21 protein-coding genes and 2 pseudogenes are annotated in these 22,948 nt (G+C 60.7%); 17 read left to right on the top strand and 6 right to left on the bottom strand.

Annotated features, from left to right (window positions below; genetic code table 11):
* Nucleotides 1-207: 207 nt before the first annotated feature.
* From ACZ1HA_RS15525 to ACZ1HA_RS15505, 5 genes and pseudogenes are all read left to right on the top strand, one after another.
* Complete coding sequence (locus ACZ1HA_RS15525; protein ID WP_472714524.1) at nucleotides 208-1,536, top strand: NAD(P)/FAD-dependent oxidoreductase; 1,329 nt, start codon at nucleotides 208-210, stop codon at nucleotides 1,534-1,536.
* Nucleotides 1,533-2,291 (top strand): DUF1365 domain-containing protein, encoded by a 759-nt coding sequence (locus ACZ1HA_RS15520; protein WP_472714523.1) that lies wholly within the window; start codon nucleotides 1,533-1,535, stop codon nucleotides 2,289-2,291. Before ACZ1HA_RS15525 ends, ACZ1HA_RS15520 begins: the two co-directional genes overlap by 4 nt.
* Nucleotides 2,291-3,519: pseudogene (locus tag ACZ1HA_RS15515) on the top strand (MFS transporter). Before ACZ1HA_RS15520 ends, ACZ1HA_RS15515 begins: the two are co-directional and overlap by 1 nt.
* A gap of 3 nt (nucleotides 3,520-3,522) precedes the next feature.
* Nucleotides 3,523-4,083 (top strand): DUF3833 domain-containing protein, encoded by a 561-nt coding sequence (locus ACZ1HA_RS15510; protein WP_375229728.1) that lies wholly within the window; start codon nucleotides 3,523-3,525, stop codon nucleotides 4,081-4,083.
* A complete protein-coding gene (locus ACZ1HA_RS15505; RefSeq protein ID WP_472714522.1) occupies nucleotides 4,083-4,814 on the top strand; it encodes an SDR family NAD(P)-dependent oxidoreductase in 732 nt (243 codons plus the stop codon). Before ACZ1HA_RS15510 ends, ACZ1HA_RS15505 begins: the two co-directional genes overlap by 1 nt.
* A gap of 4 nt (nucleotides 4,815-4,818) precedes the next feature.
* Here the strand turns inward: ACZ1HA_RS15505 and ACZ1HA_RS15500 are convergent, their stop codons facing one another.
* From ACZ1HA_RS15500 to ACZ1HA_RS15490, 3 genes are read right to left on the bottom strand one after another with little or no spacing between them, the layout of a single operon-like run.
* Nucleotides 4,819-5,874, bottom strand: a complete 1,056-nt coding sequence (locus ACZ1HA_RS15500) for a saccharopine dehydrogenase (RefSeq protein ID WP_472714521.1) — start codon at nucleotides 5,872-5,874, stop codon at nucleotides 4,819-4,821.
* A 2-nt stretch (nucleotides 5,875-5,876) separates the two neighbouring features.
* Nucleotides 5,877-6,494: a glutathione S-transferase family protein gene (locus ACZ1HA_RS15495; RefSeq protein ID WP_472714520.1), complete on the bottom strand. Its 618-nt coding sequence runs from the start codon at nucleotides 6,492-6,494 to the stop codon at nucleotides 5,877-5,879.
* A gap of 12 nt (nucleotides 6,495-6,506) precedes the next feature.
* Complete coding sequence (locus ACZ1HA_RS15490; protein ID WP_472714519.1) at nucleotides 6,507-7,160, bottom strand: histidine phosphatase family protein; 654 nt, start codon at nucleotides 7,158-7,160, stop codon at nucleotides 6,507-6,509.
* Nucleotides 7,161-7,389: 229 nt separating this feature from the next.
* On the opposite strand from ACZ1HA_RS15490, the gene fdhF reads away from it, so the two are divergent.
* Complete coding sequence (fdhF, locus tag ACZ1HA_RS15485) at nucleotides 7,390-10,152, top strand: formate dehydrogenase subunit alpha (protein ID WP_472714518.1); 2,763 nt, start codon at nucleotides 7,390-7,392, stop codon at nucleotides 10,150-10,152.
* Between the two features lie 15 nt (nucleotides 10,153-10,167).
* On the opposite strand, the gene ACZ1HA_RS15480 is transcribed toward fdhF, so the two are convergent.
* Nucleotides 10,168-10,350, bottom strand: coding sequence for a hypothetical protein (locus ACZ1HA_RS15480; RefSeq protein WP_375229733.1), 183 nt, complete (start codon nucleotides 10,348-10,350; stop codon nucleotides 10,168-10,170).
* Nucleotides 10,351-10,426: 76 nt separating this feature from the next.
* Here ACZ1HA_RS15480 and ACZ1HA_RS15475 point away from each other — a divergent pair, with 76 nt between their 5' ends.
* On the top strand, nucleotides 10,427-11,635 hold the full coding sequence (locus ACZ1HA_RS15475; RefSeq protein WP_472714517.1) for a Zn-dependent hydrolase: 1,209 nt from the start codon (nucleotides 10,427-10,429) through the stop codon (nucleotides 11,633-11,635).
* A gap of 205 nt (nucleotides 11,636-11,840) precedes the next feature.
* The gene (locus tag ACZ1HA_RS15470; protein ID WP_472714516.1) at nucleotides 11,841-13,811 is read left to right on the top strand and encodes an AMP-binding protein; all 1,971 of its coding nucleotides are present in this window, start codon (nucleotides 11,841-11,843) and stop codon (nucleotides 13,809-13,811) included.
* A 38-nt stretch (nucleotides 13,812-13,849) separates the two neighbouring features.
* Here the strand turns inward: ACZ1HA_RS15470 and ACZ1HA_RS15465 are convergent, their stop codons facing one another.
* Entirely contained in the window at nucleotides 13,850-14,029 is a 180-nt protein-coding gene (locus ACZ1HA_RS15465; RefSeq protein WP_472714515.1) for a hypothetical protein, read from the bottom strand.
* A gap of 87 nt (nucleotides 14,030-14,116) precedes the next feature.
* On the opposite strand from ACZ1HA_RS15465, the pseudogene ACZ1HA_RS15460 reads away from it, so the two are divergent.
* From ACZ1HA_RS15460 to ACZ1HA_RS15450, 3 genes and pseudogenes are all read left to right on the top strand, one after another.
* Nucleotides 14,117-14,934, top strand: a pseudogene (locus tag ACZ1HA_RS15460) (ABC transporter ATP-binding protein).
* On the top strand, nucleotides 14,927-15,556 hold the full coding sequence (locus ACZ1HA_RS15455) for a hypothetical protein (protein ID WP_472714514.1): 630 nt from the start codon (nucleotides 14,927-14,929) through the stop codon (nucleotides 15,554-15,556). The pseudogene ACZ1HA_RS15460 and the gene ACZ1HA_RS15455 overlap by 8 nt, the downstream one beginning before the upstream one ends.
* Nucleotides 15,549-16,538 carry a branched-chain amino acid ABC transporter permease gene (locus tag ACZ1HA_RS15450; RefSeq protein WP_375229738.1) on the top strand — a complete coding sequence of 330 codons (990 nt, stop codon included), beginning with the start codon at nucleotides 15,549-15,551 and terminating at the stop codon, nucleotides 16,536-16,538. Before ACZ1HA_RS15455 ends, ACZ1HA_RS15450 begins: the two co-directional genes overlap by 8 nt.
* A gap of 6 nt (nucleotides 16,539-16,544) precedes the next feature.
* Here ACZ1HA_RS15450 and ACZ1HA_RS15445 read toward each other — a convergent pair whose 3' ends face one another.
* Nucleotides 16,545-16,880, bottom strand: a complete 336-nt coding sequence (locus ACZ1HA_RS15445) for an SHOCT domain-containing protein (protein WP_375229739.1) — start codon at nucleotides 16,878-16,880, stop codon at nucleotides 16,545-16,547.
* A 172-nt stretch (nucleotides 16,881-17,052) separates the two neighbouring features.
* Here ACZ1HA_RS15445 and ACZ1HA_RS15440 point away from each other — a divergent pair, with 172 nt between their 5' ends.
* The 6 genes from ACZ1HA_RS15440 to ACZ1HA_RS15415 all read left to right on the top strand — a co-directional run bounded on the left by ACZ1HA_RS15440 (nucleotide 17,053) and on the right by ACZ1HA_RS15415 (nucleotide 22,947).
* Nucleotides 17,053-18,129, top strand: a complete 1,077-nt coding sequence (locus ACZ1HA_RS15440; RefSeq protein WP_375229740.1) for a branched-chain amino acid ABC transporter permease — start codon at nucleotides 17,053-17,055, stop codon at nucleotides 18,127-18,129.
* Nucleotides 18,130-18,220: 91 nt separating this feature from the next.
* Nucleotides 18,221-19,504: an ABC transporter substrate-binding protein gene (locus ACZ1HA_RS15435; protein ID WP_375229741.1), complete on the top strand. Its 1,284-nt coding sequence runs from the start codon at nucleotides 18,221-18,223 to the stop codon at nucleotides 19,502-19,504.
* 70 nt (nucleotides 19,505-19,574) lie between these two features.
* A complete protein-coding gene (locus ACZ1HA_RS15430) occupies nucleotides 19,575-20,411 on the top strand; it encodes an ABC transporter ATP-binding protein (RefSeq protein WP_472714513.1) in 837 nt (278 codons plus the stop codon).
* A gap of 1 nt (nucleotide 20,412) precedes the next feature.
* Entirely contained in the window at nucleotides 20,413-20,901 is a 489-nt protein-coding gene (locus ACZ1HA_RS15425) for a hypothetical protein (RefSeq protein ID WP_472714512.1), read from the top strand.
* The gene (locus ACZ1HA_RS15420; RefSeq protein WP_472714511.1) at nucleotides 20,898-22,094 is read left to right on the top strand and encodes a phenylacetate--CoA ligase family protein; all 1,197 of its coding nucleotides are present in this window, start codon (nucleotides 20,898-20,900) and stop codon (nucleotides 22,092-22,094) included. Before ACZ1HA_RS15425 ends, ACZ1HA_RS15420 begins: the two co-directional genes overlap by 4 nt.
* Nucleotide 22,095: 1 nt before the next feature.
* The gene (locus ACZ1HA_RS15415) at nucleotides 22,096-22,947 is read left to right on the top strand and encodes an alpha/beta hydrolase (RefSeq protein ID WP_472714510.1); all 852 of its coding nucleotides are present in this window, start codon (nucleotides 22,096-22,098) and stop codon (nucleotides 22,945-22,947) included.
* Nucleotide 22,948 lies beyond the last annotated feature (1 nt).

Genomic DNA, 22,948 nt, shown 5'->3' with positions numbered 1-22,948 from the left:
CCGCGCAAAAACACTGGAGGACGCGCAACGCGCGACACGTTTCCGTCATGTTTTGCCACATCCACACTTTCGAACATATCCTCTCTACGCTGCAGGTGCACAACCGGATCAAAAAAAGTTTATGCGCTTCCGTAAATCCATTTACGGGACGATCCCGTAGATAACACTAGTTAAGACAGATCAACTACCCGAGCGGATCAAGACCATATGCCCTTTGAAGCCCTGACAACAGGCGACATTCCCGACACATCACCCGCAGGCCAGCCTCAGAAGATCGCCATCATCGGTGGCGGCATCACTGGCATGGGCGCAGCTTTTATGCTCGGGCGTGACCATCATGTAACACTTTATGAGGCCGAGCCACGGCTGGGCGGACATGCCCGCACGGTCATGGCAGGCAAAAACGGCGACCAGCCCGTGGACACGGGGTTTATCGTTTTCAACTATGCTAACTATCCCTACATGAGCGCGCTGTTTGACCAGCTCGACGTGCCGGTGGTCAAATCCAATATGAGCTTCGGCGCGTCTATCAACGGAGGTGCGCTTGAATATGCGCTGACCAGTCTGGATGCGCTTTTCGCACAGCGCCGCAACGCCGTGACCCCGGCGTTTCTGCGCATGGTGCGCGACATCTTCCATTTCAACAAAAACGCGCTGGAGGTTTCGGCAGATCAGTCCCTGACGCTGCGCGATTTTCTGGCAAAGCTGGGTACAGGTGACTGGTTCCGTGACTACTACCTTCTGCCGCTGTCCGGAGCGATCTGGTCCACACCGACCGAAAAGATCATGGATTTTCCGGCACACGCCATGATCCGCTTTTTTGAGAATCACGCGCTGCTCAACACGACCGGGCAGCACCAGTGGTACACGGTCGATGGTGGTTCAACCGAATATGTCCGTCGCCTTGAGGCTGCGATCTGTGATCGGGGTGTCCGCCTTCGCACGGGCGCGCCTGTTAAGGCCGTTTCGCGGATCGGGGGCCAGATCTCGGTGCGTGCCGAAGGTGGCGAAGCCGAGATTTACGATCATGTGATCTTCGGAACTCATTCGGACGACACGCTGCGTCTGCTGGCAGATGCAACACCGGACGAGCAGCAGGCGCTGGGCGCGGTTGCCTACCAGCCGAACGATATCGTGCTGCACGCGGACACGGACATCATGCCAAAACGCCGCAAGACCTGGGCCAGCTGGGTCTACACCGAGGACCGCGATGCGCAGTCTGACCGGATTGACCTGACCTACTGGATGAATTCGCTTCAGCCGATCCCGCAGGATGATCCGCATTTCGTCACCCTGAACACCAAACGGACAATCCGTGAGGAGTTGATTTACGATCAGGTGACCCTGCGCCATCCGGTCTACGATCTGGCCGCCCTTGCAGCACAGGAGAAAGTGCGTGCATTCAACGGTGCGCACAACACCTGGTTCTGCGGCGCCTGGATGAAAAACGGTTTTCACGAGGACGGCCTTTCCAGCGCGGTTGATGTCGTGCGCGCGCTCCGAGCTCAGAATTACGCGAGGCTTGCCGCCGAATGACCGCAACCGTCGATCATATTGCGGGCCTGACCTACCACGGTCGCAAGGGGGCGGTCGCCAACGCCTTCCGTTATTCGGTGGATTATGTGCTGCTGGATGCCGAGGCAAAGGTGCGCACGCCCTGGCTTTTTGGCAGAAACCGCAGGGGGCTGACGTCGCTGCAGGACCGCGACCATGGCGGCGCGCCGGGCCGCGGCCGCGGGGCCACCTGGGTGCGTGATGTGCTGCAGCAGCACCAGATCACCGGCGTCACCACAATTGAGCTTCTGGCACAGCCGCGTCTGCTGGGTCATGTCTTCAACCCGGTCAGTTTCTGGCTTTGCCGTGCATCAGACGGCGCGCTGATCACGGTGATTGCCGAGGTCAGCAACACCTTCGGCGACCGGCACAGTTATCTGTGTCATCACAGCGATCTCAGCGAAATCAAACCCTCTGACACGCTGAAGGCCCGCAAGATATTCCACGTCTCGCCGTTTCAGCCGGTCGAGGGAGGATACACCTTCCGTTTTGACATCACCGCCGAACGCATCGGTATCTGGATCGACTACGCCCGTCCGGATGGTGGGCTGATTGCGACCCTAACCGGCAAGCGGCGCAGCCTGAGCAACCGGATCATCCTCGCCTCTGCACTGCGCCGCCCGTTCGGTTCACGCCGGGTGCTGGCCCTTATTCACTGGCAGGCGCTGAAGCTCTGGCTGCGCGGTGCACTCTACCGCGCCCGCCCTGAGCCGCCCGACAAGGAGGTCTCGCGATAATGCAGACCGCCGAACGCCTCCCCGCTTATTCGGTCTTCGCGGCTCTTCTGTCAGCCGCTGGTTTGCCGATCTATATCCACGCACCAAAGTTCTACGTGGACGAATACGGCGTGTCTCTGGCCGCGCTGGGGGCCGTTCTGTTCGGGCTCAGGCTTCTTGATGTGGTCCAGGACCCGCTGCTGGGCCGGCTCTCCGAATTTCTGCGGGACCGGCGCGGCGTGGCTGTCGCGGGTGGCTGCGCAGTGATCGCGGGGGCAATGCTTCTGCTCTTTGCGATACCGCCGATGATGCCGGCGCTTATCTGGTTCGGCCTGTGTCTGACGCTGGTATTTTCCGCGTTCAGCTTTCTGACCATCAATTTTTACGCGCAGGGCGTGGTCAAAGGTACCGCGATGAAAGGGCAGGGGCATCTGCGTCTAGCCCGCTGGCGTGAAAGCGGTGCGCTGGTTGGCGTCTGTGTAGCGGCGGTCGCACCGGTGGCACTTGGCGCAGTCTTCCCGGCCCCCTTTGCCGGTTTTGCCATCGGGTTTGCCCTGCTGGCCGTGGTGGCTTGGTTTCTGATGAGAAATGAATGGAGCACTGCGGGCCTTGGTCAGTCGACAGGGTTTGGTGCTGTGCTCGCGGATCCGCTGGCGCGGCGTCTGCTGCTGATTGCTCTCGTCAATGCTGCCCCCGTTGCAGTCAGTTCTACACTCTTCCTGTTCTTTGTGGAAAGCCGGCTGGAAGCGCCGGGTTTCGAAGGGCCGCTACTGCTCATTTTCTTTTTGTGCGCAGCACTGGCAGCACCACTCTGGGGGCTCTGGCCGAACGCATCGGTGCCCGCGACGTGTTGCTGCTGGCCATGGTGCTCGCGATCATTTCGTTTGGGTCCGCGCTCACGCTGGGTCCGGGCGACTGGCTGCTCTTTGCCGTGATCTGCGTGGCGTCCGGCGCGGCACTTGGTGCGGACCTGACCCTGCTGCCTGCAATTTTTGCCACCCGGATGGCCCGTATCTCACCCTCTGCATCCGAGGGGTTCGGGCTGTGGTCGTTCGTGTCCAAACTGACCCTGGCGCTTGCCGCCGTATCCCTTTTGCCGCTTCTGGAAAACGCAGGTTTCCGGAGTGGTGCAACCGACAATCCGCCCGAGGCGCTGGCGCTGCTCACATTTCTGTATGCTGCTGTGCCCTGTGTTCTGAAACTGGTCGCCATACTTCTGTTGTCTGTGACCAACCTGAAAGAGGCCTGAGAAATGACCGTCTGGATCTATATCCTCACTGGTGCCCTGCTGGCGCTGGCCCTGTTCTGGCTCAAGGACCTGTTCGCCGGTTTCGCCGCGCAGCGACCGGAAGATTACGAAGATGACCACCCGACCTTTGACATCCGCCAGCACCTGAACGGACCGATCGTCTGTGAAGGCGTGATTTACGGCCCGCTGGGACGTGTCAGCAGCCGCTTTGTCGCGGATTTCGATGCCTCCTGGGAGGGCGATCGGGGGCTGATGAAAGAGCGGTTTGTCTATGATGACGGCAGTGTTCAGAACCGCGAATGGCATCTCGAACTGCGCCCGGACGGGGCGATCGCCGCAACCGCACCGGACGTGGTCGGAGAGGGGCGCGGCCGGCAGTCAGGGTCGACCGTTCTGCTGCGCTACAACATCCGCTTGCCGGAGAATTCGGGCGGGCACGTCCTGAACACCGTGGACTGGATGTATCTGACCCCGAACGGCACCATCATGAACCGGTCCCAGTTCCGTAAATTCGGGATCAAGGTGGCTGAACTGGTGGCAACGATGCGTCCCCGGGAGGCCTGATGCGCGACCTTCAGGACAAACGCTACTGGCTGGTGGGCGCCAGCGACGGGCTCGGTGCGGCACTGGCGCGCCGGATGAGCGCGGCAGGCGTGCATGTGATTGTCTCCGCCCGATCAGAAGACAGCCTGAAAGCGCTGGTGGATGACCTGCCGGGCGAGGGGTCATTTCAGACGGTAGATGTCTCGGATGACGCAAGCGTTGCAGCAGCCGCCGAGGCGGTGGGCGACATCGACGGTGTCGTGTTCCTCGCGGGTGTCTACTGGCCGTTCAGCGCCGCAGAGTGGGATGCCGAAAAGGCGACCGCAATGGCGGACATCAACTTTACCGGGCTGATGCGGGTGATGGGCCAGGTGGTCCCGGCCATGGTCGCGCGCGACAGTGGTCATATCGTCATCACGGGCAGTCTTTCGGGTTTCCGTGGCCTGCCGGGTTCCATTGGTTATACCGCCTCCAAGGCCGGGACGATGTCGCTGGCGGAATGCATGTATGCCGATCTGCGCAAAACCGGTGTTCAGGTCCAGGTGGCCAATCCTGGCTTCATCAAGACGCGCCTGACGGACAAAAACAGCTTCAGAATGCCCTTTCTGATGACGCCAGAAGAGGCGGCGGACTACATGTTCCGCCACATGCAGACCCAGCGTTTCAAGCTGAGTTACCCGCGCCTCTTTTCGTGGCTGTTCCGGGGCAGCCAGCTGTTGCCGGACTGGCTGTATTTCAGGATTTTCTCCTGACGCCTCAGGGCCGCGTCGCGTGCTCGTTGTAAGTGGCGGCGGCACGAGCCCAGACGGGATCATCGGCATCGCCCAGGGTCAGCAGTACAGGCAGCAGCTGTTCGGCATAATCCTCGCTGCTCTCGCGCGGCAGCATCGAGGGCAGGTTATCAATTGCCGTCACATCCAGCACCGGATTATCACAGACCCTCAGCGCGGGGCTTTCCCAGGTTGTTGTGCGGTCATAGACCCGGACCGGTGAAAAATCGCTGTCAGGGTCGCAGGCAATATCACCAATGACACTCAGCCTGCGCGGCGCATCCAGCGCGGTTTCCGGGACAAAAACCGGTGTGCCGGGACGCGCCAGAATGCAGTTGAAAAAGATGTCATGCGCCAGAACTTCCGGGAACGGCCCGCCCTGCGCCGTTTCGGCCATGTCCCAGCGGGTACAGGCAACGCCCATGGCTGTGCAGAGATCGGCAGCACCCCGTCCGACGCGTCCCAGCGCGCCGATGATCAGCGCGTCGGGGCGGTGCGTCCCGGTGGAGATCAGATCCGCCTGCAATTCGGACAACAGATGGGTTGAGCTGTCATATGCGCCCACCGGACCGGCAGAGCGCCCCTTTTGCTGCGCAGCCCAGCACTTCAGCGCAACGGCAGCGCCTGCATAGCCCGCCCAGTATCCGAAAGCGGCAACGCGCGCGCCTTTGTCGTCCGTCAGGTATTCCAGGTCCAGCAGGGTGCCACCCCCAGCTTTGAACCGCCTGAGCAGGCGCAGCCCTGCAGGCTGTCCCTTGAACGCGTGGCCGAACATAATGTGGCGGTGCGGCAGGGGGGAGCCCTCGTCGGGCAGTTCCTTGAGGCCGAACACCACCGCATCGGCGGGGGCGTCGGGCCAGCTGCTGGTCTCTGCCATGTCGCACCCGGTCTGAGCGTAAGCGTCATCAGGGATGACCCTGGTCGGGCTGCGCTCGACTGTGACTTTCAGACCGGCACGCAGGAGCTTTTCGACACCGGCTGGTGTCACGCCGACCCGGGTTTCATTGTCCCGCTGTTCCGCGCGGACCCACAGATGCGTCATGATCAGATCAGCCCTTTTGCGGCAACGGCCCGCACAGAGGCGCGTGACCTCATCCGTTCGATGAAGGCAGCGATACCCGGAAAGCCATCAAGCGAAACACCATCGCTCTCCAGCCAGCTGCAGACCACAAAGGCGTAGATATCCGCCAGCGAGAAGGTATCACCCAGAACCCAATCCCCCTGCAGGCAGTCTTTCTGGAAAAACGCCGCGCTGGCGGCCATTGTTTCCGGCACCATCGCGGTCATGTCGGCAAAGCTTTCGGGTTTGCGCGCCCATCTGTGTCCCCGCCGGTTGTGGGCGTGATTCACATGCATGGTGGAGGCCATGTAATACATCACGCTGCGCATCTGAGCGGCGGCAACCGGATCCGCCGGGACCAGACCGGCATCGGGCGCGCATGCCGCGATATATTCCAGAATAGCGCCGGTTTCTGTGAGCAGCGTGCCATCGTCTGTTGCAAGAAGCGGCACGCGGCCTTTGGGATTAAGCTTCAGATAGCTTTCAGAATGCTGCTCGCCCCCTGCCGTGTCGACCGGGACCAGTTCGTGCGCGAGGCCGGCTTCTTCGAGCGCAATTGCGGCGGCGACAGAGATGGTTCGGGGGGCGTACCACAGACGCATGGTCAGATCCTTTCAAACGTGGGTGCGGGCATGATGGCGCCCGGGGTCTTCCAGATGAGGAATGGCATTGAACATCACCGGCGAGAGCCTGCCGCCAATGGGAAAAAGCTGGTGCTGGGAGGTGTTGTAAATGGCCAGCGCCATATGCGCCATGGCCCCCACATCAAGCCCGAGCACCTGGCGCATAACCATCGAGATCAGCCCCCCGGACGTGACCACCAGGGCGGGACCGTCGCCCGCAGCGATCTCGGCCAGGGCTGTCCCGACCCTGTTTTCAAAGTCAGAGAAACGCTCCGGTGCCGCGCTGATTTCATCGTTCTGCCACGCCGTGAAAAGCTGTGGCAGATGCGCGGTAAACGCGGCCTGATCCATGGGAAACGGGACGCCATGCTCCTTCTCCATTGCGCTCGCAAGGGTCAGGTATTCCAGTTCATTCAGCCGCGGATCACGCACTGCCTCCAGCCCGGTATCCATAGAGGCCGCCGTTTCAACATGCCGCCGGAGCGTTCCCGTATAGAGCCGCACATGGTGCTGCTGGTGGCGCCGCATATGATCGCCCAGCCAGGCCGCCTGCTGGTGGCCGAGCGGGCTGAGCCGGTCGTAACTCGCCTCATCCGTGGCACCGGAATTGGCCTGGCCGTGACGTATCAGTGTGATCTGGGACATGAATACCTGTGTTTTGCCTCCTTAGTAGGGGAGAGACCGGCGGCTGAAAAGGTGTTCCGGCCCGTGCTCGGCTGTTTCCGTCGGTCGGGTCGCGCGGGGCGCATTTGTGCCGCGGATTTCGCATGGGAAACACATCTGCCGGGATTCAGGGCGGATATGTCGGGATTGACCCTCCCGCGGGCTGTACCTGCGCGGTATGCTCGCCGCAACGAGGCTGGAGGTGTGCGCAATGGCGGACGGTGTAAAGTTTACCCTGGACGGAGAAGAAGTGACGGCGGAAGCCGGCATGACGATCTGGGAAGTGGCGAACGGGCGTGGTCTGGTGATCCCGCATCTGTGCCACAAGCCAGCTCCGGGGTACCGGCCAGACGGCAACTGTCGCGCCTGTATGGTCGAGATAGAGGGCGAGCGTACGCTTGCAGCCTCCTGCATCCGCGAGCCTTCTGAAGGGATGATTGTAACGACCAACTCCGCGCGCGCCGAAAACGCCCGCAAAATGGTTGTTGAGATGCTTGTCGCGGACCAGCCGGAACGGGACGAAGCCCACGATAAATCCAGCCACCTTTGGGACATGGCCGAGCTGAACGGCGTAAGCGAAAGCCGGTTTCCCAAACTGGAAGAGGGCCGGATTCCGCTGCTCGACGACAGCCATGTGGCGATGTCGGTCAATCTGGATGCCTGTATCCAGTGCGGCCTCTGCGTACGTGCCTGCCGCGAGGTTCAGGTCAACGATGTGATCGGTATGTCCGGGCGCGGGCATGATGCGTACCCGACCTTCGATATGGCCGATCCGATGGGGGCGTCGACCTGCGTTGCCTGCGGTGAATGTGTGCAGGCCTGCCCGACGGGTGCGCTGATGCCTGCATCGGTAACACCAGGTGCCGGCGCAGGCGACAGCCGCGACTACGACGAAGAAGTCGAGAGTGTCTGCGCTTTCTGCGGTGTCGGCTGTCAGATTTCGATCAAGGTCAAGGACGGCAAAGTTAAATACGTCGAAGGGATCAACGGGCCCGCAAACGAGGGGCGCCTTTGCGTCAAGGGCCGCTTTGGCTACGACTACATTCATCACCAGCACCGCCTGACAAAACCGCTGATCCGCCGCGAGGATGCACCGGAAAAGGGTCTGAACGTGGACCCGGCCAACTGGCAGACGCATTTCCGCGAAGCAACCTGGGACGAGGCGCTGGACGTAGCAGCCGCCGGCCTGAAAGGCCGCGGTCGCGAAGTGGCGGGCTTTGGCTCTGCCAAATGCACCAACGAGGAAGCTTACCTCTTCCAGAAGTTCATCCGGCAGGGGTTCGGACACAACAACGTGGATCACTGCACCCGCCTGTGCCACGCTTCTTCTGTTGCCGCGCTGATGGAGAACGTAGGCTCCGGTGCGGTCACTGCGACGTTCAACGAGATTGAGAACGCAGATGTGGCGATTGTGATCGGAGCCAACCCGATCGAAAACCACCCTGTCGCCGCGACGTTCTTTAAGCAGTTCACCAAGCGGGGCGGTAAACTCATTGTCATGGACCCGCGTGGTCAGGCGCTGCGCCGCTTTGCCAGCCACATGCTGCAGTTCCGCCCCGGCGCGGATGTTTCGATGCTGAACGCGATCATGCATGTGATCGTCGAGGAAGGGCTCTACGACGAGCAGTATATCAGCGCCTACACCGAGAACTGGGACGCCGAGAAAGAGCATCTTGCGGATTTCTCACCCGAAGCCATGAGCGAGATCTGCGGCATCGATGCGGAAACCCTGCGCGTGGTGGCCCGTGAGTTTGCGGGTGCGAAGTCCGCTATGATTTTCTGGGGCATGGGTGTGAGCCAGCACATTCACGGCACGGACAATTCCCGCTGCCTGATCAGCCTCGCACTGATGTGTGGCCATGTCGGGCGGCCCGGTACCGGGCTTCATCCGCTGCGGGGCCAGAACAACGTGCAGGGGGCTTCGGACGCGGGCCTGATCCCGATGTTCCTGCCGGATTATCAGACGGTCACCGATGATGGTGTGCGTTCCGCCTTTACCGAAGTCTGGGGCAGCGGTGATTTCTCGAACGAGAAAGGTTTGACGGTCACCGAGATCATGGACGATGTGCACGCCGGCAATATCAAAGCAATGTATGTGCTGGGCGAAAACCCCGCAATGTCCGACCCCGATGTCGAACACGCCCGCGATGCGCTGGCGAAGCTGGATCACCTGGTCGTCCAGGACATTTTCATCACGGAAACCGCGAACTATGCGGATGTGATCCTGCCGGCGTCGGCGCTTTATGAAAAGTCCGGAACGGTGTCCAACACCAATCGTCAGGTGCAGATGGTGCGGCCCGCGGTGGCACCGCCTGGCGAGGCGCGCGAAGACTGGTGGATTGAGGTGGAGCTGGCGAAACGCTGTGGGCTCAACTGGACCTACACGCACCCCAGTGACGTCTTCGCCGAGATGGCGGTCAACATGCGCAGTCTCGACAATATCACCTGGGACCGGCTGCAGGGTACGGCCGTTACCTATCCGTCGCTCTCGCCTGAAGATCCGGGTCAGGCCGTTGTCTTCGGCGATGGCTTCCCGCGCCCGGAGGGCCGTGCGCGCTTTACACCTGCCTCGGTAATCGCACCCGACGATGTACCGGACGCCGAATACCCGATGATCATGACCACCGGCCGCCAGCTTGAACACTGGCATACCGGGTCCATGACCCGGCGGTCCTCTGTGCTGGACGGGCTGGAGCCGGAGGCCAACTGCTCGCTGCATCCGTCTACGCTGCGCAAACTTGGGGTTGCCCCCGGCGGCCATGTCACCCTGACGACAAAACGGGGCAGCATCACGATTATGGCGCGCGAGGACCGTGCCGTTGCCCCTGATATGGTCTTTGTACCGTTCGCCTATGTCGAGGCGGCGGCGAACATTCTGACCAACTCCGCGATTGACCCCTTCGGAAAGATCCCTGAGTTCAAATTCTCTGCCGTGCGGGTCGAGAAAGCGGAAAAACAGGTCGCCGCGGAATAGCAGGACCGCGACGCCTCATGTACAGAGCTGACCCGGTTCCACCAGTTCGAAGCCGGTAATCTCGAATTCGTACATGCCGTTCCGGTCGGGCCTTTCCGCGCGGGCAATAAGCTTGCCTTCCGCGTTCTGGAAAACGGCGTGTGTGGTATGCAGTGCGCGGTAGCAATGTGTGCCGTCCGGGTAATAGTATTTGATCATTCTGGGTTCCTCCTGCACTCTTCTGGTTCAATTCTGCTGACAGGAACTGGCGGTAACTGCGCGCCGTGACGTACATATGCTGAACCCCGAAAGATTTCTGGCTGACCTCCACCATCTGCGGAGCTTCGGCGCCAGCGGTGTCGGCAAAGGTGTTGTGCGGCCTGCCTATTCCGACGCGGACGTCGCGGCCCGCACCTGGCTTGCCGGGCGCATGCGCGATGCGGGTCTGCGGGTTGCCTGCGATGAAATGGGAAATCTCTTCGGTCTCGCGGACGGGCCATCGCTGTTGCTGGGGTCGCACAGTGACAGCCAGCCCGAAGGCGGATGGCTCGACGGAGCGCTGGGGGTGATCTCTGCGCTCGAAGTTGCGCGGGCCGCAAAGGAAAGTGGTGGCCCGCCGGTCTCTGTCGTCTCGTTCCAGGACGAGGAGGGCCGTTTTGGCGTGACCACCGGCAGCGCGGTCTGGTCCGGTCAGCTCAGTCTGGCGGACGCGGACGGGTTGCAGGATCACAGCGGTATGCCGCTGGCAGAGGCGCGCGGTGCGATGCGGCATCTGGTGACCGGCCCGGTGGACTCTGCGCAGTTCCGCGGGTTTATCGAGATGCATATCGAGCAGGGCCCGGCGCTTGACACAGCAGGCGAACAGATCGGGGTGGTCACGGATATTGTCGGCATCCGCGATATGAATATCACCTTCACCGGCCAGCAGAACCATGCCGGAACGACGCCGATGCACCTGCGCCAGGATGCGTTCCAGGCTGTGTCTGCGTTCAACACCACGCTGAACTACCGGTTCCGCAATGTTGTTACGCCGCAGACGGTCTGGACCATCGGACATATCAGCCTGCACCCCAATGCATCGTCCATTGTGCCCGGCCGCGCCGTGTTCTCCATGCAATGGCGGGATGCAGATCAGGATCGTCTGGCGCGGATGGAAGAGATTATCCGTGACACCGCGCAGGCCACCGCCGGTGACCTTGGCATGCAGGTGTCGTTTGGCCGGTTGCTCGGGCTTGATCCTGTTGCAATGGACAGCACGCTGCGTGGTGCACTGGAACAGGCCGCGGGAACAGTTGCGCCGGACCGCTGGCGCAGAATGCCGTCAGGTGCGCTGCATGATGCGACGAATGTTTCGCGCCTGATGCCTGTTGCGATGCTCTTCGTGCCGTCGATCGGGGGAATCAGTCATGCCTTTGAGGAAGACACCGCAGAAGTGGATCTGGTGGCCGGTCTGCGCGTGCTGGATGCCGCCGTTCGGAATTCCGCTGGTGGGACCCGGGGCTAACACATTGTTTTAAAAATGCGCTGTGATCTGATGGATCCGGTATTTTTTAATTGAACGGGCGTTAAATAAATTTCGCCGCTCTACTGGACAGACAGCGTTTCACGCGCCAAACTCCCTGGCAGGAAGAGAGGTTTGCGCGTGCTGACTGCGCTGGCCTGTCTTTACGGTGAGATCCGCAAAAATGGGCCGCCAGGGAGGACAAGAAGTGCAGCAAACAGCCGGCAAGCCGGGTGGGATCGGGTCTGTTCCTGCTCTTTTGCGCCGAAACGCTGAGGCGTTTCAGGCCGCACCCGCCTATCGTGAAAAAGAATACGGCATCTGGCAGTCGTGGACCTGGGCGGAAACGCTTGAAGAGGTCGAGGCGCTGGCGCTCGGGATGATCGACCTCGGCGTGGCCGAAGGGGATTTCGTTGCCATCATCGGACGGAACCGGCCACGCCTGTACTGGTCGATGGTCGCGGCGCAGATGTGCGGCGCCATTCCGGTGCCGCTCTATCAGGATGCCGTGGCCGAAGAGATGGCTTACGTGTTGGGGCATTGCGGCGCGCGTTTTGTCATCGCCGGCGATCAGGAGCAGGTGGACAAGGTGATCGAAGTGCAGGCCGAGCTGCCGCAGTTCGAGCAGATGATCTATCTCGATCCGCGCGGGCTGCGCAAATACGACCATTCCAAACTGCACCAGTACACCCATGTGCAGGACGCGGGCAGGGCCAAGCGCGATGAGCTGCGGCCCGAGATCAGCCGTCGCGAGGAAAAGCTGGAATACAACAGCACCTGCGTGATGCTTTACACGTCCGGGACGACGGGCAAGCCCAAGGGCGTGGTGCTGAGCAACCGTAATGTGATCGAGACGTCGCGCTCGTCCTCGGAATTCGACGACCTGCGTCAGACGGATGATATTCTGGCCTATCTGCCGATGGCTTGGGTGGGTGATTTCATCTTTTCCGTGGGGCAGGCCATGTGGACAGGTTTCTGTACGAACTGTCCGGAAAGCGCCGACACGATGCACACGGACCTGCGCGAGATCGGGCCGACCTATTATTTCGCGCCACCGCGCGTTTTCGAGACGCAGCTGACAAATGTGATGATCCGGATGGAAGATGCCGGACGGTTCAAACGCTGGCTGTTTGACGTCTGCATGGCCCAGGCGCGCAAGGTGGGCGCGGACATCCTGGACGGCAATCCGGTCAGCCAGTGGGACCGTTTCAAGTATAACCTCGGTGAGCTGTTCATCTATGGGCCGCTGAAAAATACGCTTGGCTTCAGCCGGGTGCGGGTCGGCTATACCGCCGGTGAGGCCATCGGGCCGGAGATCTTTGATTTCTACCGGTCGCTGGGGATCAACCTGAAACAGCTTTATGGTCAGACCGAGGCGACCGTGTTCATCACTGCGCAGCCCGATGGCGAGGTGCGCAGCGACACGGTGGGGGTAACCTGCCCGGGCGTGGAACTGAAGATCGCAGAGAACGGCGAGGTTTTTTATCGCTCGCCGGGTGTATTTGTGGAGTACTACAAAAACGCAGAGAGCACGGCAGACACCAAGGACCCCGAAGGCTGGGTTGCGACGGGGGACGCCGGGTTCATCGAGGAAGGCTCCGGCCATCTGCGGATCATCGACCGCGCCAAGGACGTCGGCCAGATGGCGGATGGGTCGCTCTTTGCGCCCAAGTATGTTGAAAACAAACTGAAATTCTTCCCCAATATTCTCGAGGCTGTGGTTTTCGGGAACGGGCGCGATGAATGCACGGCGTTCATCAATATTGACCTGACGGCGGTGGGCAACTGGGCGGAGCGCAACAACATCGGTTATGCGTCCTATCAGGAACTGGCGCGCCACCCGCAAGTTATGGATACCATCCAGGCCCATGTTGAGGAGGTAAACGCCTCTGTAGCGCAGGACGAAATGCTGTCGGGATGCCAGGTGCACCGGTTTGTCGTGCTGCACAAAGAGCTTGATGCAGATGACGGAGAGCTGACGCGGACCCGCAAGGTGCGCCGGCGGATCATTGAAGAGAAATACGATGATATTATCGCAGCACTTTATGATGGCTCGGCAGAGGTCAGTACGGTCACGGAAGTGACTTATGAGGACGGTCGCAAGGGGTCGATTTCAGCGACGCTGGAAGTGCGAAGTGCAAAGGTGGTCCCGGTGGGGACACGGATGGCCGCGGAATGAGGTCGATGATCCAGTCCGGCGGCAGGTCTGCGGCCTGTTCAGATAAAGCGGTCCCGCCGGTCGTATACGCTGCGGACGGCCTGGCCGATGCGGAAACGGGTCGAAAACCCGCGCAGGGCAATGTCGATATCGCGGATAGCTTCCGCGCGGCTGAGACCACGGCGGCGGCGTCTGGTGGCCATGGACACGAGACAGTTACTTTCCCAGTCTGTCTGCATGGTGCTGTTCCTTCTGGCTGCTCCCGTCACCACCATAGGCAGATGAGTGTTAATATTTCGCGCAGGCTGCGCGCGCAGGGGGCGGATATGCTTGATCAGTCCGAAGGATACACCACAGCCGACGGCCGCAAAATCGGCGGCGTCGTGATGGAGATGCGCAATATTACCCTTAGATTCGGGGGGTTGAGGCGATCAAGGATATCTCCTTTGATATCCGCGAGGGCGAGATCCGGGCGATCATCGGACCTAACGGGGCGGGCAAATCCTCGATGCTCAACGTCATCTCGGGCTTTTACGTCCCGCAGGAGGGTGAAGTCTGGTACAAGGGTGCGCCGCGCCCCGCGATGAAGCCCTATCAGGTGGCGCGTCAGGGCATTGCGCGAACCTTTCAGAACATCGCGCTGTTCGAGGGCATGTCAGTGCTTGACAACGTAATGACCGGGCGGCTGACCCAGATGAAAACCGGGCTGTGGCGCCAGGCGCTGTGGAAAGGTGCGGCTGAGGCCGAAGAGACAGAGAACCGGGAAGTCGCTGAAAAGATTATTGATTTTCTGGAAATTCAGGCGATCCGCAAGACGCCTGTGTCGCGCCTGCCGTATGGTCTGAAAAAGCGGGTGGAACTGGCGCGGGCGCTGGCCGCCGAGCCGTCCCTGTTGTTGCTGGACGAGCCGATGGCGGGCATGAACGTCGAGGAAAAAGAGGACATGAGCCGCTTTATCCTGGATGTGAATGACGAGTTCGGCACGACCATTGCGCTGATCGAGCACGACATGGGGGTGGTCATGGACCTCAGCGACCGCGTGGTCGTGATGGATTACGGCAAAAAGATCGGCGACGGGACGCCCGATGAAGTCCGCAATAATCAGGACGTGATCGACGCCTATCTGGGGGTCTCACATGACTGATTTCAGGGCGTCGGTGGGGCGTCGGTATCACGTCGGTTTAACGTCGGTATTACGTCGGTGCGTGGCGGTCGGTGTGGTTACCTTTGGTTTGTTTTTGCCGATACAAGCGCTTGCAGATCATAAACCCGCACCTGTCGTATTTGTACGCGCGTTGGAAAACTGCTTGAGCTTTTACGAGACGCGTGACTTTGGCGTCTTCGAGGACTGGGTGGTTTTGCGGGAGCTGAAACGATCTTGCGACAGCTGCACCACACTCTTTGGAACCCTGCAAGACCCGGAGACGGAGTTTGTTGTTCAGGTTGAATTAACGGACAAGGGCAGAAACACTGGCGTTGCTTGTCAGTCGGACGACCGGAAATTCGGCCCCGCCAGAAACGAAAAGGCATCTTTTGCAATAAACGAGTGGTTGCATTTGAACCTCGCAGGAAACAGGTTGCGGATCATTCCCGAAAACGAAAGACGATTTCCTCAGGAAATCTTCAGAAGTTGTTTTCACTCAGAACGTCCGTTGGCGCTCTCAATTATTCCCAGACGAGACGATTTCCGTTTTTCCATGCAAAGCGGAAAGCCGACGGGCATGAACCCTGATATTCCAGCATGTGCGGAGAGTCCCGATGCCTGAACAGTTTCTCTGGACCATTGAAGTGTTTCTCAACGGGCTGATGGCCGGGGTGCTTTATGCGCTTGTGGCGCTGGGGTTCGTGCTGATCTACAAGGCCAGCGGTATTTTCAACTTTGCCCAGGGCGTGATGGCGCTTTTTGCGGCGATGACGCTCTATGGGATCATGAACGGGCAGGTGCCGTTTGCGCATCTGATCAACGCGGTGTTCGGCACCGAGGTGCATTATTTCGGCTGGAACCTGCCCGCGGTGCTGTCGATCCTTCTGACCATGGCGGCGATGGTGCTGCTGGCCTGGCTCGTGCAGCGGTTCATCTTCCGTTACCTCGTGGGGCAGGAGCCCATCATCCTGTTCATGGCAACCATCGGCCTCGCGTATTTCCTGGAAGGGGTCGGAGACCTCATGTGGGGGTCCGACATCAAGACGCTGGAGGTCGGGCTGCCGCAGGGCATCAACCTGTGGATTGACGAGACCACTTATAACGCTTTCGGCTACGGGTTCTTCATCGACAACCTGGATATCGTGGCGAGCATCGTGGCCGCGCTGCTGGTGGCGGGGCTGGTGATTTTCGCGCAATACACCAAACAGGGCCGTGCCATGCGCGCGGTGGCCGATGACCACCAGGCGGCGCTGTCGGTGGGTGTGTCGCTGAACTTTATCTGGATCCTGGTGTGGTCGCTGGCAGGGTTTGTCGCCCTGGTCGCCGGCATCATGTGGGGCGCGAAATCAGGTGTGCAGTTCTCGCTGTCGCTGATTGCGCTCAAGGCGCTGCCGGTGCTGATGCTGGGCGGGTTCACGTCGATCCCCGGGGCGATTGTCGGCGGGCTGATCATCGGCGTGGGCGAGAAGCTGTTCGAGTTCCTGATCGGTGCGCCCTATCTGGGCGGCGCCACAGAGAACTGGTTTGCCTATATGCTGGCACTGGTCTTTCTGGTGTTCCGCCCGCAGGGGCTTTTCGGGGAGAAGATCATTGAACGTGTTTAGCGCGGATCAGTCTTCGGGCGCGACCAGCAGCGTTACGCTGAGCGCGGCCAGGATCGTCACGCCCAGCGTGAGTGCCAGGTTGAGGTCCGGCAGGAAGAGCAGGGTGAAGCCGATGCAGAGGGTCATGACCGCAAGGCAGACCACGATGCTGAGCACCAGGGCAGAGGAGCCTGTTTGTACGGGTCTGTGTTCTTCGGGAGTGGGCGTGCCGGTGAATTCCGTCTCCGCGACTTCGATACTGTCGAGAAGTGCCGCGCGTTTGGTCAGGAACTGCGCATGTGTCAGTTCTCCGCGCTCCAGGCGTGCCTCAAGGCCCCTTATTTCGTTCAGTACTGCCGTCACTCATCCCACTCCGGTTCGTGGGGACAGGTGTGCCGGAGCAAATGGGGCAGAATTGGGAAATCATGTGATTTCCTGTGAAATGGTTAATGCGGGGCGCTGCCCCGCACCCCGGGATATTTCGGGCCAGAAGAAACATGGGGCCGCAGTGGGCCCCGGCGGGAGGGCGTAAGACATGCTGTATCGTGAGGCCGGTGATTTCAGCACCACCTATCCCCAGGACAGTCAGACCTTCCCGATAAGGTTTGACCGCTGGCGGTATTATGCGGTGCTGTTTGTGGCGGTGTTTGTCATTCCGTTCATGATCAATGACTACTGGGTCAATTCGATTTTCATGCCGTTTCTGATCTATTCGATTGCGGCGATCGGGCTGAACATTCTGGTGGGATACTGTGGTCAGGTGAGCCTGGGGACGGGCGGGTTTATGGCGGTGGGCGCCTATGCCTGTTACAAGCTGATGACCGCCTTTCCGGAGGTGAGCATGTTTATTCATGTGATCCTGGCGGGCGGGATCACGGCGGCGGTGGGTGTGCTGTTTGGTCTGCCCTCTCTGCGGATCAAGGGGTTTTATCTGGCGGTGGCGACGCTGGCCGCGCAGTTTTTCCTGGTGTGGATGTTCAACCGGGTGTCCTGGTTCTACAACTATTCGGCTTCGGGTCAGATCAACGCGCCCGAGCGGGACACATTCGGCATTCTGATCACCGGGCCGAACACTGAAGCCTGGGCCACCTATCTGTTCTGTCTGATCTTCACGATTGCCAGTGCGGTCATTGCGCGCAACCTGACGCGCGGGTCTGTGGGGCGTGAGTGGATGGCGATCCGGGACATGGACATTGCCGCCGAGATCATCGGGGTGAACCCGCTGCGTGCCAAGCTCACGGCCTTTGCGGTGAGTTCTTTCTTTGTGGGCATTTCGGGTGCGCTGTTCTTTGCGGTCTATCTGGGCGCTGTGGAAGTGGGTGAGGCCTTTGGCATCACCAAGTCGTTCCTGGTGCTCTTTATGATCATCATCGGCGGGCTGGGGTCGATTTTCGGCTCTTTTGCGGGGGCGGCGTTTCTGGTGCTGCTGCCGGTTCTGTTGAAGATCATCGGCGTCGACTGGCTGGGCTGGCCCACGGATATTGTGGCGCACCTCAATCTGGTTATCGTGGGCGGACTGATTGTGATCTTTCTGATCGTGGAGCCGCACGGGCTGGCGCAGCTGTGGCGGCTGGCGAAAGAGAAATTGAGACTGTGGCCCTTCCCGCACTAGGGCGGGCCGCGAAACGACAGGCGGGAAAATACCCGCCGGAACAAGCCGGAAAACCGGCACTATCGGATGTAACCCAAGGGAGGATTTACCGATGAAATACAAGTTAGGCACAATGGCCGTTGCGGGTCTGATGGCGGCAAGCCCGGTGATGGCGGACCTGGTGTTCCCGTCGCTGAGCTATCGCACAGGTCCCTATGCGGCGGGTGGCATCCCGTTTGCGGATGGCTATGCGGATTACTTCACGCTGCTCAATGAGCGCGATGGTGGCATCGGCGGCGTGATGACCCGCGTTCTGGAATGTGAAACCGGGTACAACACCGAAAAAGGTGTGGAATGCTATGAGAGCACCAAGGGTGAAGGCGCGCTGGTTTATCAGCCGCTCAGCACCGGTATCACGTATCAGCTGATCCCCAAAGCGACAGCGGATGACATCCCGATCCACTCGATGGGCTATGGCCGGACGTCGGCCGCGAACGGTGATGTGTTCAGCCACGTCTTCAACTATCCGGCCAACTACTGGAATGGCGCGTCGGCGGCGGTGAACCATATTCTGGACATGAACAACGGTGACATCTCCGGCAAGAAAATCGCGCTGGTCTATCACAACTCCGCCTATGGTAAGGAGCCGATCCGGACGCTGGAGAAGCTGAGCGAGAAGCATGGTTTTGAGCTGACACTGCTGGCGGTGGATCACCCGGGCCAGGAGCAGAAGTCGCAGTGGCTGCAGATCCGCCGTGAAAAGCCGGACAATGTGATCATGTACGGCTGGGGCGTGATGAACCAGGTGGCCGTTCAGGAAGCCGCGAACATCCGTTTCCCGATGGAGAACTTCATCGGTATCTGGTGGTCCGGTGCCGAGATCGACGTGACCCCGGCGGGCGACAAGGCCAATGGCTACAAAGCGCTGGCGCTGACGGCTGTGGGCGATGACTTCCCGCTTTACGACGATCTGCAGAAATACGTTGTGGACACGGGCAAAGCCGCCGGTGCGGGCGATCAGCTGGGTACCGTGCCTTACAACCGCGGGATCTATGCAGCGATGCTGGCGGCTGAGGCCGTGAAAAAGGCGCAGGAGATCCACGGCGTCGCAGACATCACCAGCGGTCAGATGCGCGACGGCATGGAAGCTCTGGAAATTACCGAGGACGTGATGGTCGCGGCAGGTCTGCCGAACTTTGGTCCGACCTTCTCGGTGTCCTGCGAAAACCACGGTGGTGAGGGCATGGTTGCCGTCACGCAGTGGGATGCCGGTGCAGGCGAGTTCGTGAAAATCGCGGATTTTGCGCCGACCGACATGAGCGTCATCCAGCCGCTGATCGACGAGGACTCTGCCGCGTTCAAGGCAGAGAACAACATCGCAAGCAACTGCAACTGATCGCAGTTACCTCCGGCGGCGGCACATGCTGTCGCCGGAGACATGAGTTATTTCGGGAAGGGTAAACCCCATGCTGGACGCGCAACATCAGGCAGAGGCCGCCGCCGAAACGGTGCTGGAGGTCAACAACATCGAGGTGATCTATAATCACGTGATCCTCGTGCTGAAGGGTGTTTCGCTGAATGTCCCCAAGGGCGGCATCACCGCCTTGCTGGGCGGCAACGGCGCGGGCAAGACAACGACACTCAAAGCCATTTCCGGGCTGCTGGCCTCGGAGCGGGGCGAGGTGACCAAGGGGTCTGTGCGGTACCGGGGCCAGGAAATCCATCACGCCGATCCGGCGGAAACGGTTCGCGCAGGTGTGGTTCAGGTGATGGAGGGCCGTCACTGTTTCGAGCACCTGACGGTAGAGGAAAACCTGCTGACGGGCGCCTATACGCGCAAGGATGGCCATGCCGCCATCCAGCAGGACCTTGAGATGGTCTATACCTATTTCCCGCGCCTGAAAGAGCGGCGCAAAAGCCAGGCGGGGTATACCAGCGGTGGCGAGCAGCAGATGACGGCGATTGGTCGTGCGCTGATGTCGCGGCCCGAGACTGTGTTGCTGGATGAGCCGTCTATGGGGCTGGCCCCGCAGCTGGTGGAGCAGATTTTCGAGATCGTGAAGTCGATTAACGAAGAGCAGGGCGTGACAATTCTGCTGGCTGAGCAGAACACCAACGTAGCGCTGCGGTTTGCGCATTACGGCTACATCCTGGAATCGGGGCGCGTGGTGATGGACGGCCCTGCCGCAGAGCTGCGCGAGAACCCGGATGTGAAGGAATTCTATCTCGGCATGTCCGAAGAGGGGCGCAAGTCCTTCCGCGATGTACGCAGCTATCGCCGCCGCAAGCGGTGGTTGAGCTGAAGTGTCAGCCTGGACAGACTGGATTCAGACTGCGGCGGTGTTGTGCGGTCTTGGGCTGGCTGTAAACGAGCTTTTTCTGAGAGAAGATCTGTCTGTCCGTGAACAGAAGCGCGCAGTTCTGCATTTTGTCGAGCAGTCCGGTTCTGAGACGGTGATTTCAGGGGCAACCGAATTACTGACAGCTGCTGCCCGGTCGTCGGCTCTGATACCTGCGGAGGCCAGAAGCGAGACCCACCTGACGCAGACAATTATCCGGTTGACGCCATACACACAGTACCTCGAAAGCTTTGCATTCTGTTATGATGAGGGCCTGTGTGACAAAGAGACCAGCCGCGCTTTTGTGTGCGACAAGATCTGGCCCTATGAAACGATGATGGAAACAATTCTTGCAGGTTATCCAGTGCTGCTGGCAGAAAAACTGAAGGCCGACAGGCCTCTGCGTGAAACAATACTCTGGTCTGACTGTGAGGCGGAAGGCGGAAAGACATGACATTTTTTGACGACCTGGAGACCCGTAGTGCGGATGCGCGCGAGGCGGCACAGCTGGAAGCTCTGCGCGGGCAGGTGGCGGCGGTTCATGCGGCGCAGGACAACTGTCTGCCCAACGATGTGGCGCTGAATGCACTGAGCGATCTGGTATCGCTGCCGGTGCTGCGCAAATCCGCGCTGGCGTCCTGGCAGAAGGAAAAGCCGCCCTTTGGTGGTATTCCGGTGCAGAACGTGGCGCATGTGTTTCAGTCGCCCGGGCCGATCTATGAGCCCGGTGGTGTGACGCACAACTGGTGGCGTCTGGGGCGGTTTCTGCATGCGCTGGGGATCGGTTCGGATGACATTGTGCAGAATTGTTTCGGCTATCACCTGACCCCGGCGGGTATGATTTTCGAGAACGGTGCACGGGCGGTGGGGGCGGCTGTGCTGCCGGCGGGCACGGGCCAGACCGAACTGCAGGTGCAGGCGGCGGCGGATGTGGGCACCACGGCCTATGCGGGCACGCCCGATTACCTGAAGGTGATCCTCGATAAGGCCGCCGAGATGGGGGTTTCCTTAGGCATCACAAAGGCGGCTGTCAGTGGTGGCGCGCTCTTCCCGGCGATGCGGCAGGATTATGCGGACCGGGGGATCACCTGTCTGCAATGCTATGCGACCGCCGATCTGGGCAACATCGCCTATGAGAGCCCCGCGATGGAGGGGATGATCGTCGATGAGGGCGTGATCGTGGAGATCGTGACCCCGGGCACGGGCGATCCGGTCCCGGCGGGCGAGGTGGGCGAGGTGGTGGTCACATCGCTGAACCCGGATTATCCGCTCATTCGTTTTGCCACCGGTGATCTCTCTGCGGTGCTGCCGGGAGAGAGTTCCTGCGGGCGGACAAACATGCGGATCAAAGGCTGGATGGGCCGCGCGGATCAGACCACCAAGATCAAGGGCATGTTTGTGCGCCCCGAACAGGTGGCGGCGCTGGTGGCGCGCCATCCGGAAGTCGAACGCGCGCGGGTGATTGCGGGCCGGGACGGTGCGCAGGACACGATGACGGTCAGGCTGGAGGCGGCGGGCGGTGATCCGGCTGCCTATGCGGACAGCGTGGCTGCGGTGCTGAAGATGAAGGGCGTTATTGAAGTGGTCGCGCCCGGCAGTCTGCCGCGCGACGGCGTCGTGATCGAAGACCAGCGGTCCTACGACTGAGGTGACGGAACAGGGGCACCTGCTGTTTGATGCCGATGCGGTTGCAGCGGCCGGTAAGGTTGCCGTGCTGGTGCCCGGCGCGCATGCGGCTGTTTCCATTTTCGACCCGGCGGAAGCCTGGACGCGGGAAGGCTATGCGCTGGTGCGTTACCGCTTTCCGGGGCTCGACGGGCGCCCGGTGCACCCCGCGCTCGATATTGCAGAGGCTGCGCGCGAGATCGCGGATTTTGCAGCCCGGTATCCGGACAAAGAGCTGAGATTGCTGGGATATTCGACCGGTGGGGCGATTGTCCTGGACGCCGCCGCCCTGATCGTCGGGGACCTGCGCGTGGCGCTGATGTCGTCAGCGGTTGAGCGGGGCGGCGGGTTGCAGACCGGCCTGCGCGGGGCGGTTGATGTGGCCGGTGCGGCGCTGCGGGCGCGGTCGGTGGATGTGCGCAAGGTCTGGCTGGAGTACTACCGCACGCTGCTCTTTGGGCGCGCGGACCGGGATAACCCTGCCGCAACGCGCTATATCGACGACCGCCTCGACGAGATCGTGATGCCGGATGAAGGCAAACCCCGCGCCCATACGGATGACCTGCGCCGGTGGACCCTGCCGGACCTCACGGGCTTTGATGCGGCAGCAAACAGCCACCTGTTTGTGGGCCTTGAGGACCCGGTGTTTTCGCTGGCACAGACGCAGGCCCTGGCGCAGAAACTGGGTGGTGTTGCGATCACCGGGTATCCCGGCCACGGTCACCTGCTTTTCCTGACGGAGCCCCGCGTTTTCGACGATGTTCTCGACTTTTTCGAGGACAGGCCGTTCTGCTCAGGCGCGGGTCATGCGGTCGGGGCTGGTAATTCCGACTGAA

The organism is Roseobacter sp. S87 (assembly GCF_055693285.1).
Note: the sequence above shows the minus strand (reverse complement) of the source record. Positions and strands in the feature narration are given on the sequence as shown.

Excerpts from the sequence above, each read along its gene's own strand:
- ACZ1HA_RS15525 (WP_472714524.1), top strand. The coding sequence starts at position 208 with ATGCCCTTTGAAGCCCTGACAACAGGCGACATTCCCGACACATCACCC.
- ACZ1HA_RS15520 (WP_472714523.1), top strand. The coding sequence starts at position 1,533 with ATGACCGCAACCGTCGATCATATTGCGGGCCTGACCTACCACGGTCGC.
- ACZ1HA_RS15510 (WP_375229728.1), top strand. The coding sequence starts at position 3,523 with ATGACCGTCTGGATCTATATCCTCACTGGTGCCCTGCTGGCGCTGGCC.
- ACZ1HA_RS15505 (WP_472714522.1), top strand. The coding sequence starts at position 4,083 with ATGCGCGACCTTCAGGACAAACGCTACTGGCTGGTGGGCGCCAGCGAC.
- ACZ1HA_RS15500 (WP_472714521.1), bottom strand. The coding sequence starts at position 5,874 with ATGACGCATCTGTGGGTCCGCGCGGAACAGCGGGACAATGAAACCCGG.
- ACZ1HA_RS15495 (WP_472714520.1), bottom strand. The coding sequence starts at position 6,494 with ATGCGTCTGTGGTACGCCCCCCGAACCATCTCTGTCGCCGCCGCAATT.
- ACZ1HA_RS15490 (WP_472714519.1), bottom strand. The coding sequence starts at position 7,160 with ATGTCCCAGATCACACTGATACGTCACGGCCAGGCCAATTCCGGTGCC.
- fdhF (WP_472714518.1), top strand. The coding sequence starts at position 7,390 with ATGGCGGACGGTGTAAAGTTTACCCTGGACGGAGAAGAAGTGACGGCG.
- ACZ1HA_RS15480 (WP_375229733.1), bottom strand. The coding sequence starts at position 10,350 with ATGATCAAATACTATTACCCGGACGGCACACATTGCTACCGCGCACTG.
- ACZ1HA_RS15475 (WP_472714517.1), top strand. The coding sequence starts at position 10,427 with ATGCTGAACCCCGAAAGATTTCTGGCTGACCTCCACCATCTGCGGAGC.
- ACZ1HA_RS15465 (WP_472714515.1), bottom strand. The coding sequence starts at position 14,029 with ATGCAGACAGACTGGGAAAGTAACTGTCTCGTGTCCATGGCCACCAGA.
- ACZ1HA_RS15455 (WP_472714514.1), top strand. The coding sequence starts at position 14,927 with ATGACTGATTTCAGGGCGTCGGTGGGGCGTCGGTATCACGTCGGTTTA.
- ACZ1HA_RS15450 (WP_375229738.1), top strand. The coding sequence starts at position 15,549 with ATGCCTGAACAGTTTCTCTGGACCATTGAAGTGTTTCTCAACGGGCTG.
- ACZ1HA_RS15440 (WP_375229740.1), top strand. The coding sequence starts at position 17,053 with ATGCTGTATCGTGAGGCCGGTGATTTCAGCACCACCTATCCCCAGGAC.
- ACZ1HA_RS15435 (WP_375229741.1), top strand. The coding sequence starts at position 18,221 with ATGAAATACAAGTTAGGCACAATGGCCGTTGCGGGTCTGATGGCGGCA.
- ACZ1HA_RS15430 (WP_472714513.1), top strand. The coding sequence starts at position 19,575 with ATGCTGGACGCGCAACATCAGGCAGAGGCCGCCGCCGAAACGGTGCTG.
- ACZ1HA_RS15420 (WP_472714511.1), top strand. The coding sequence starts at position 20,898 with ATGACATTTTTTGACGACCTGGAGACCCGTAGTGCGGATGCGCGCGAG.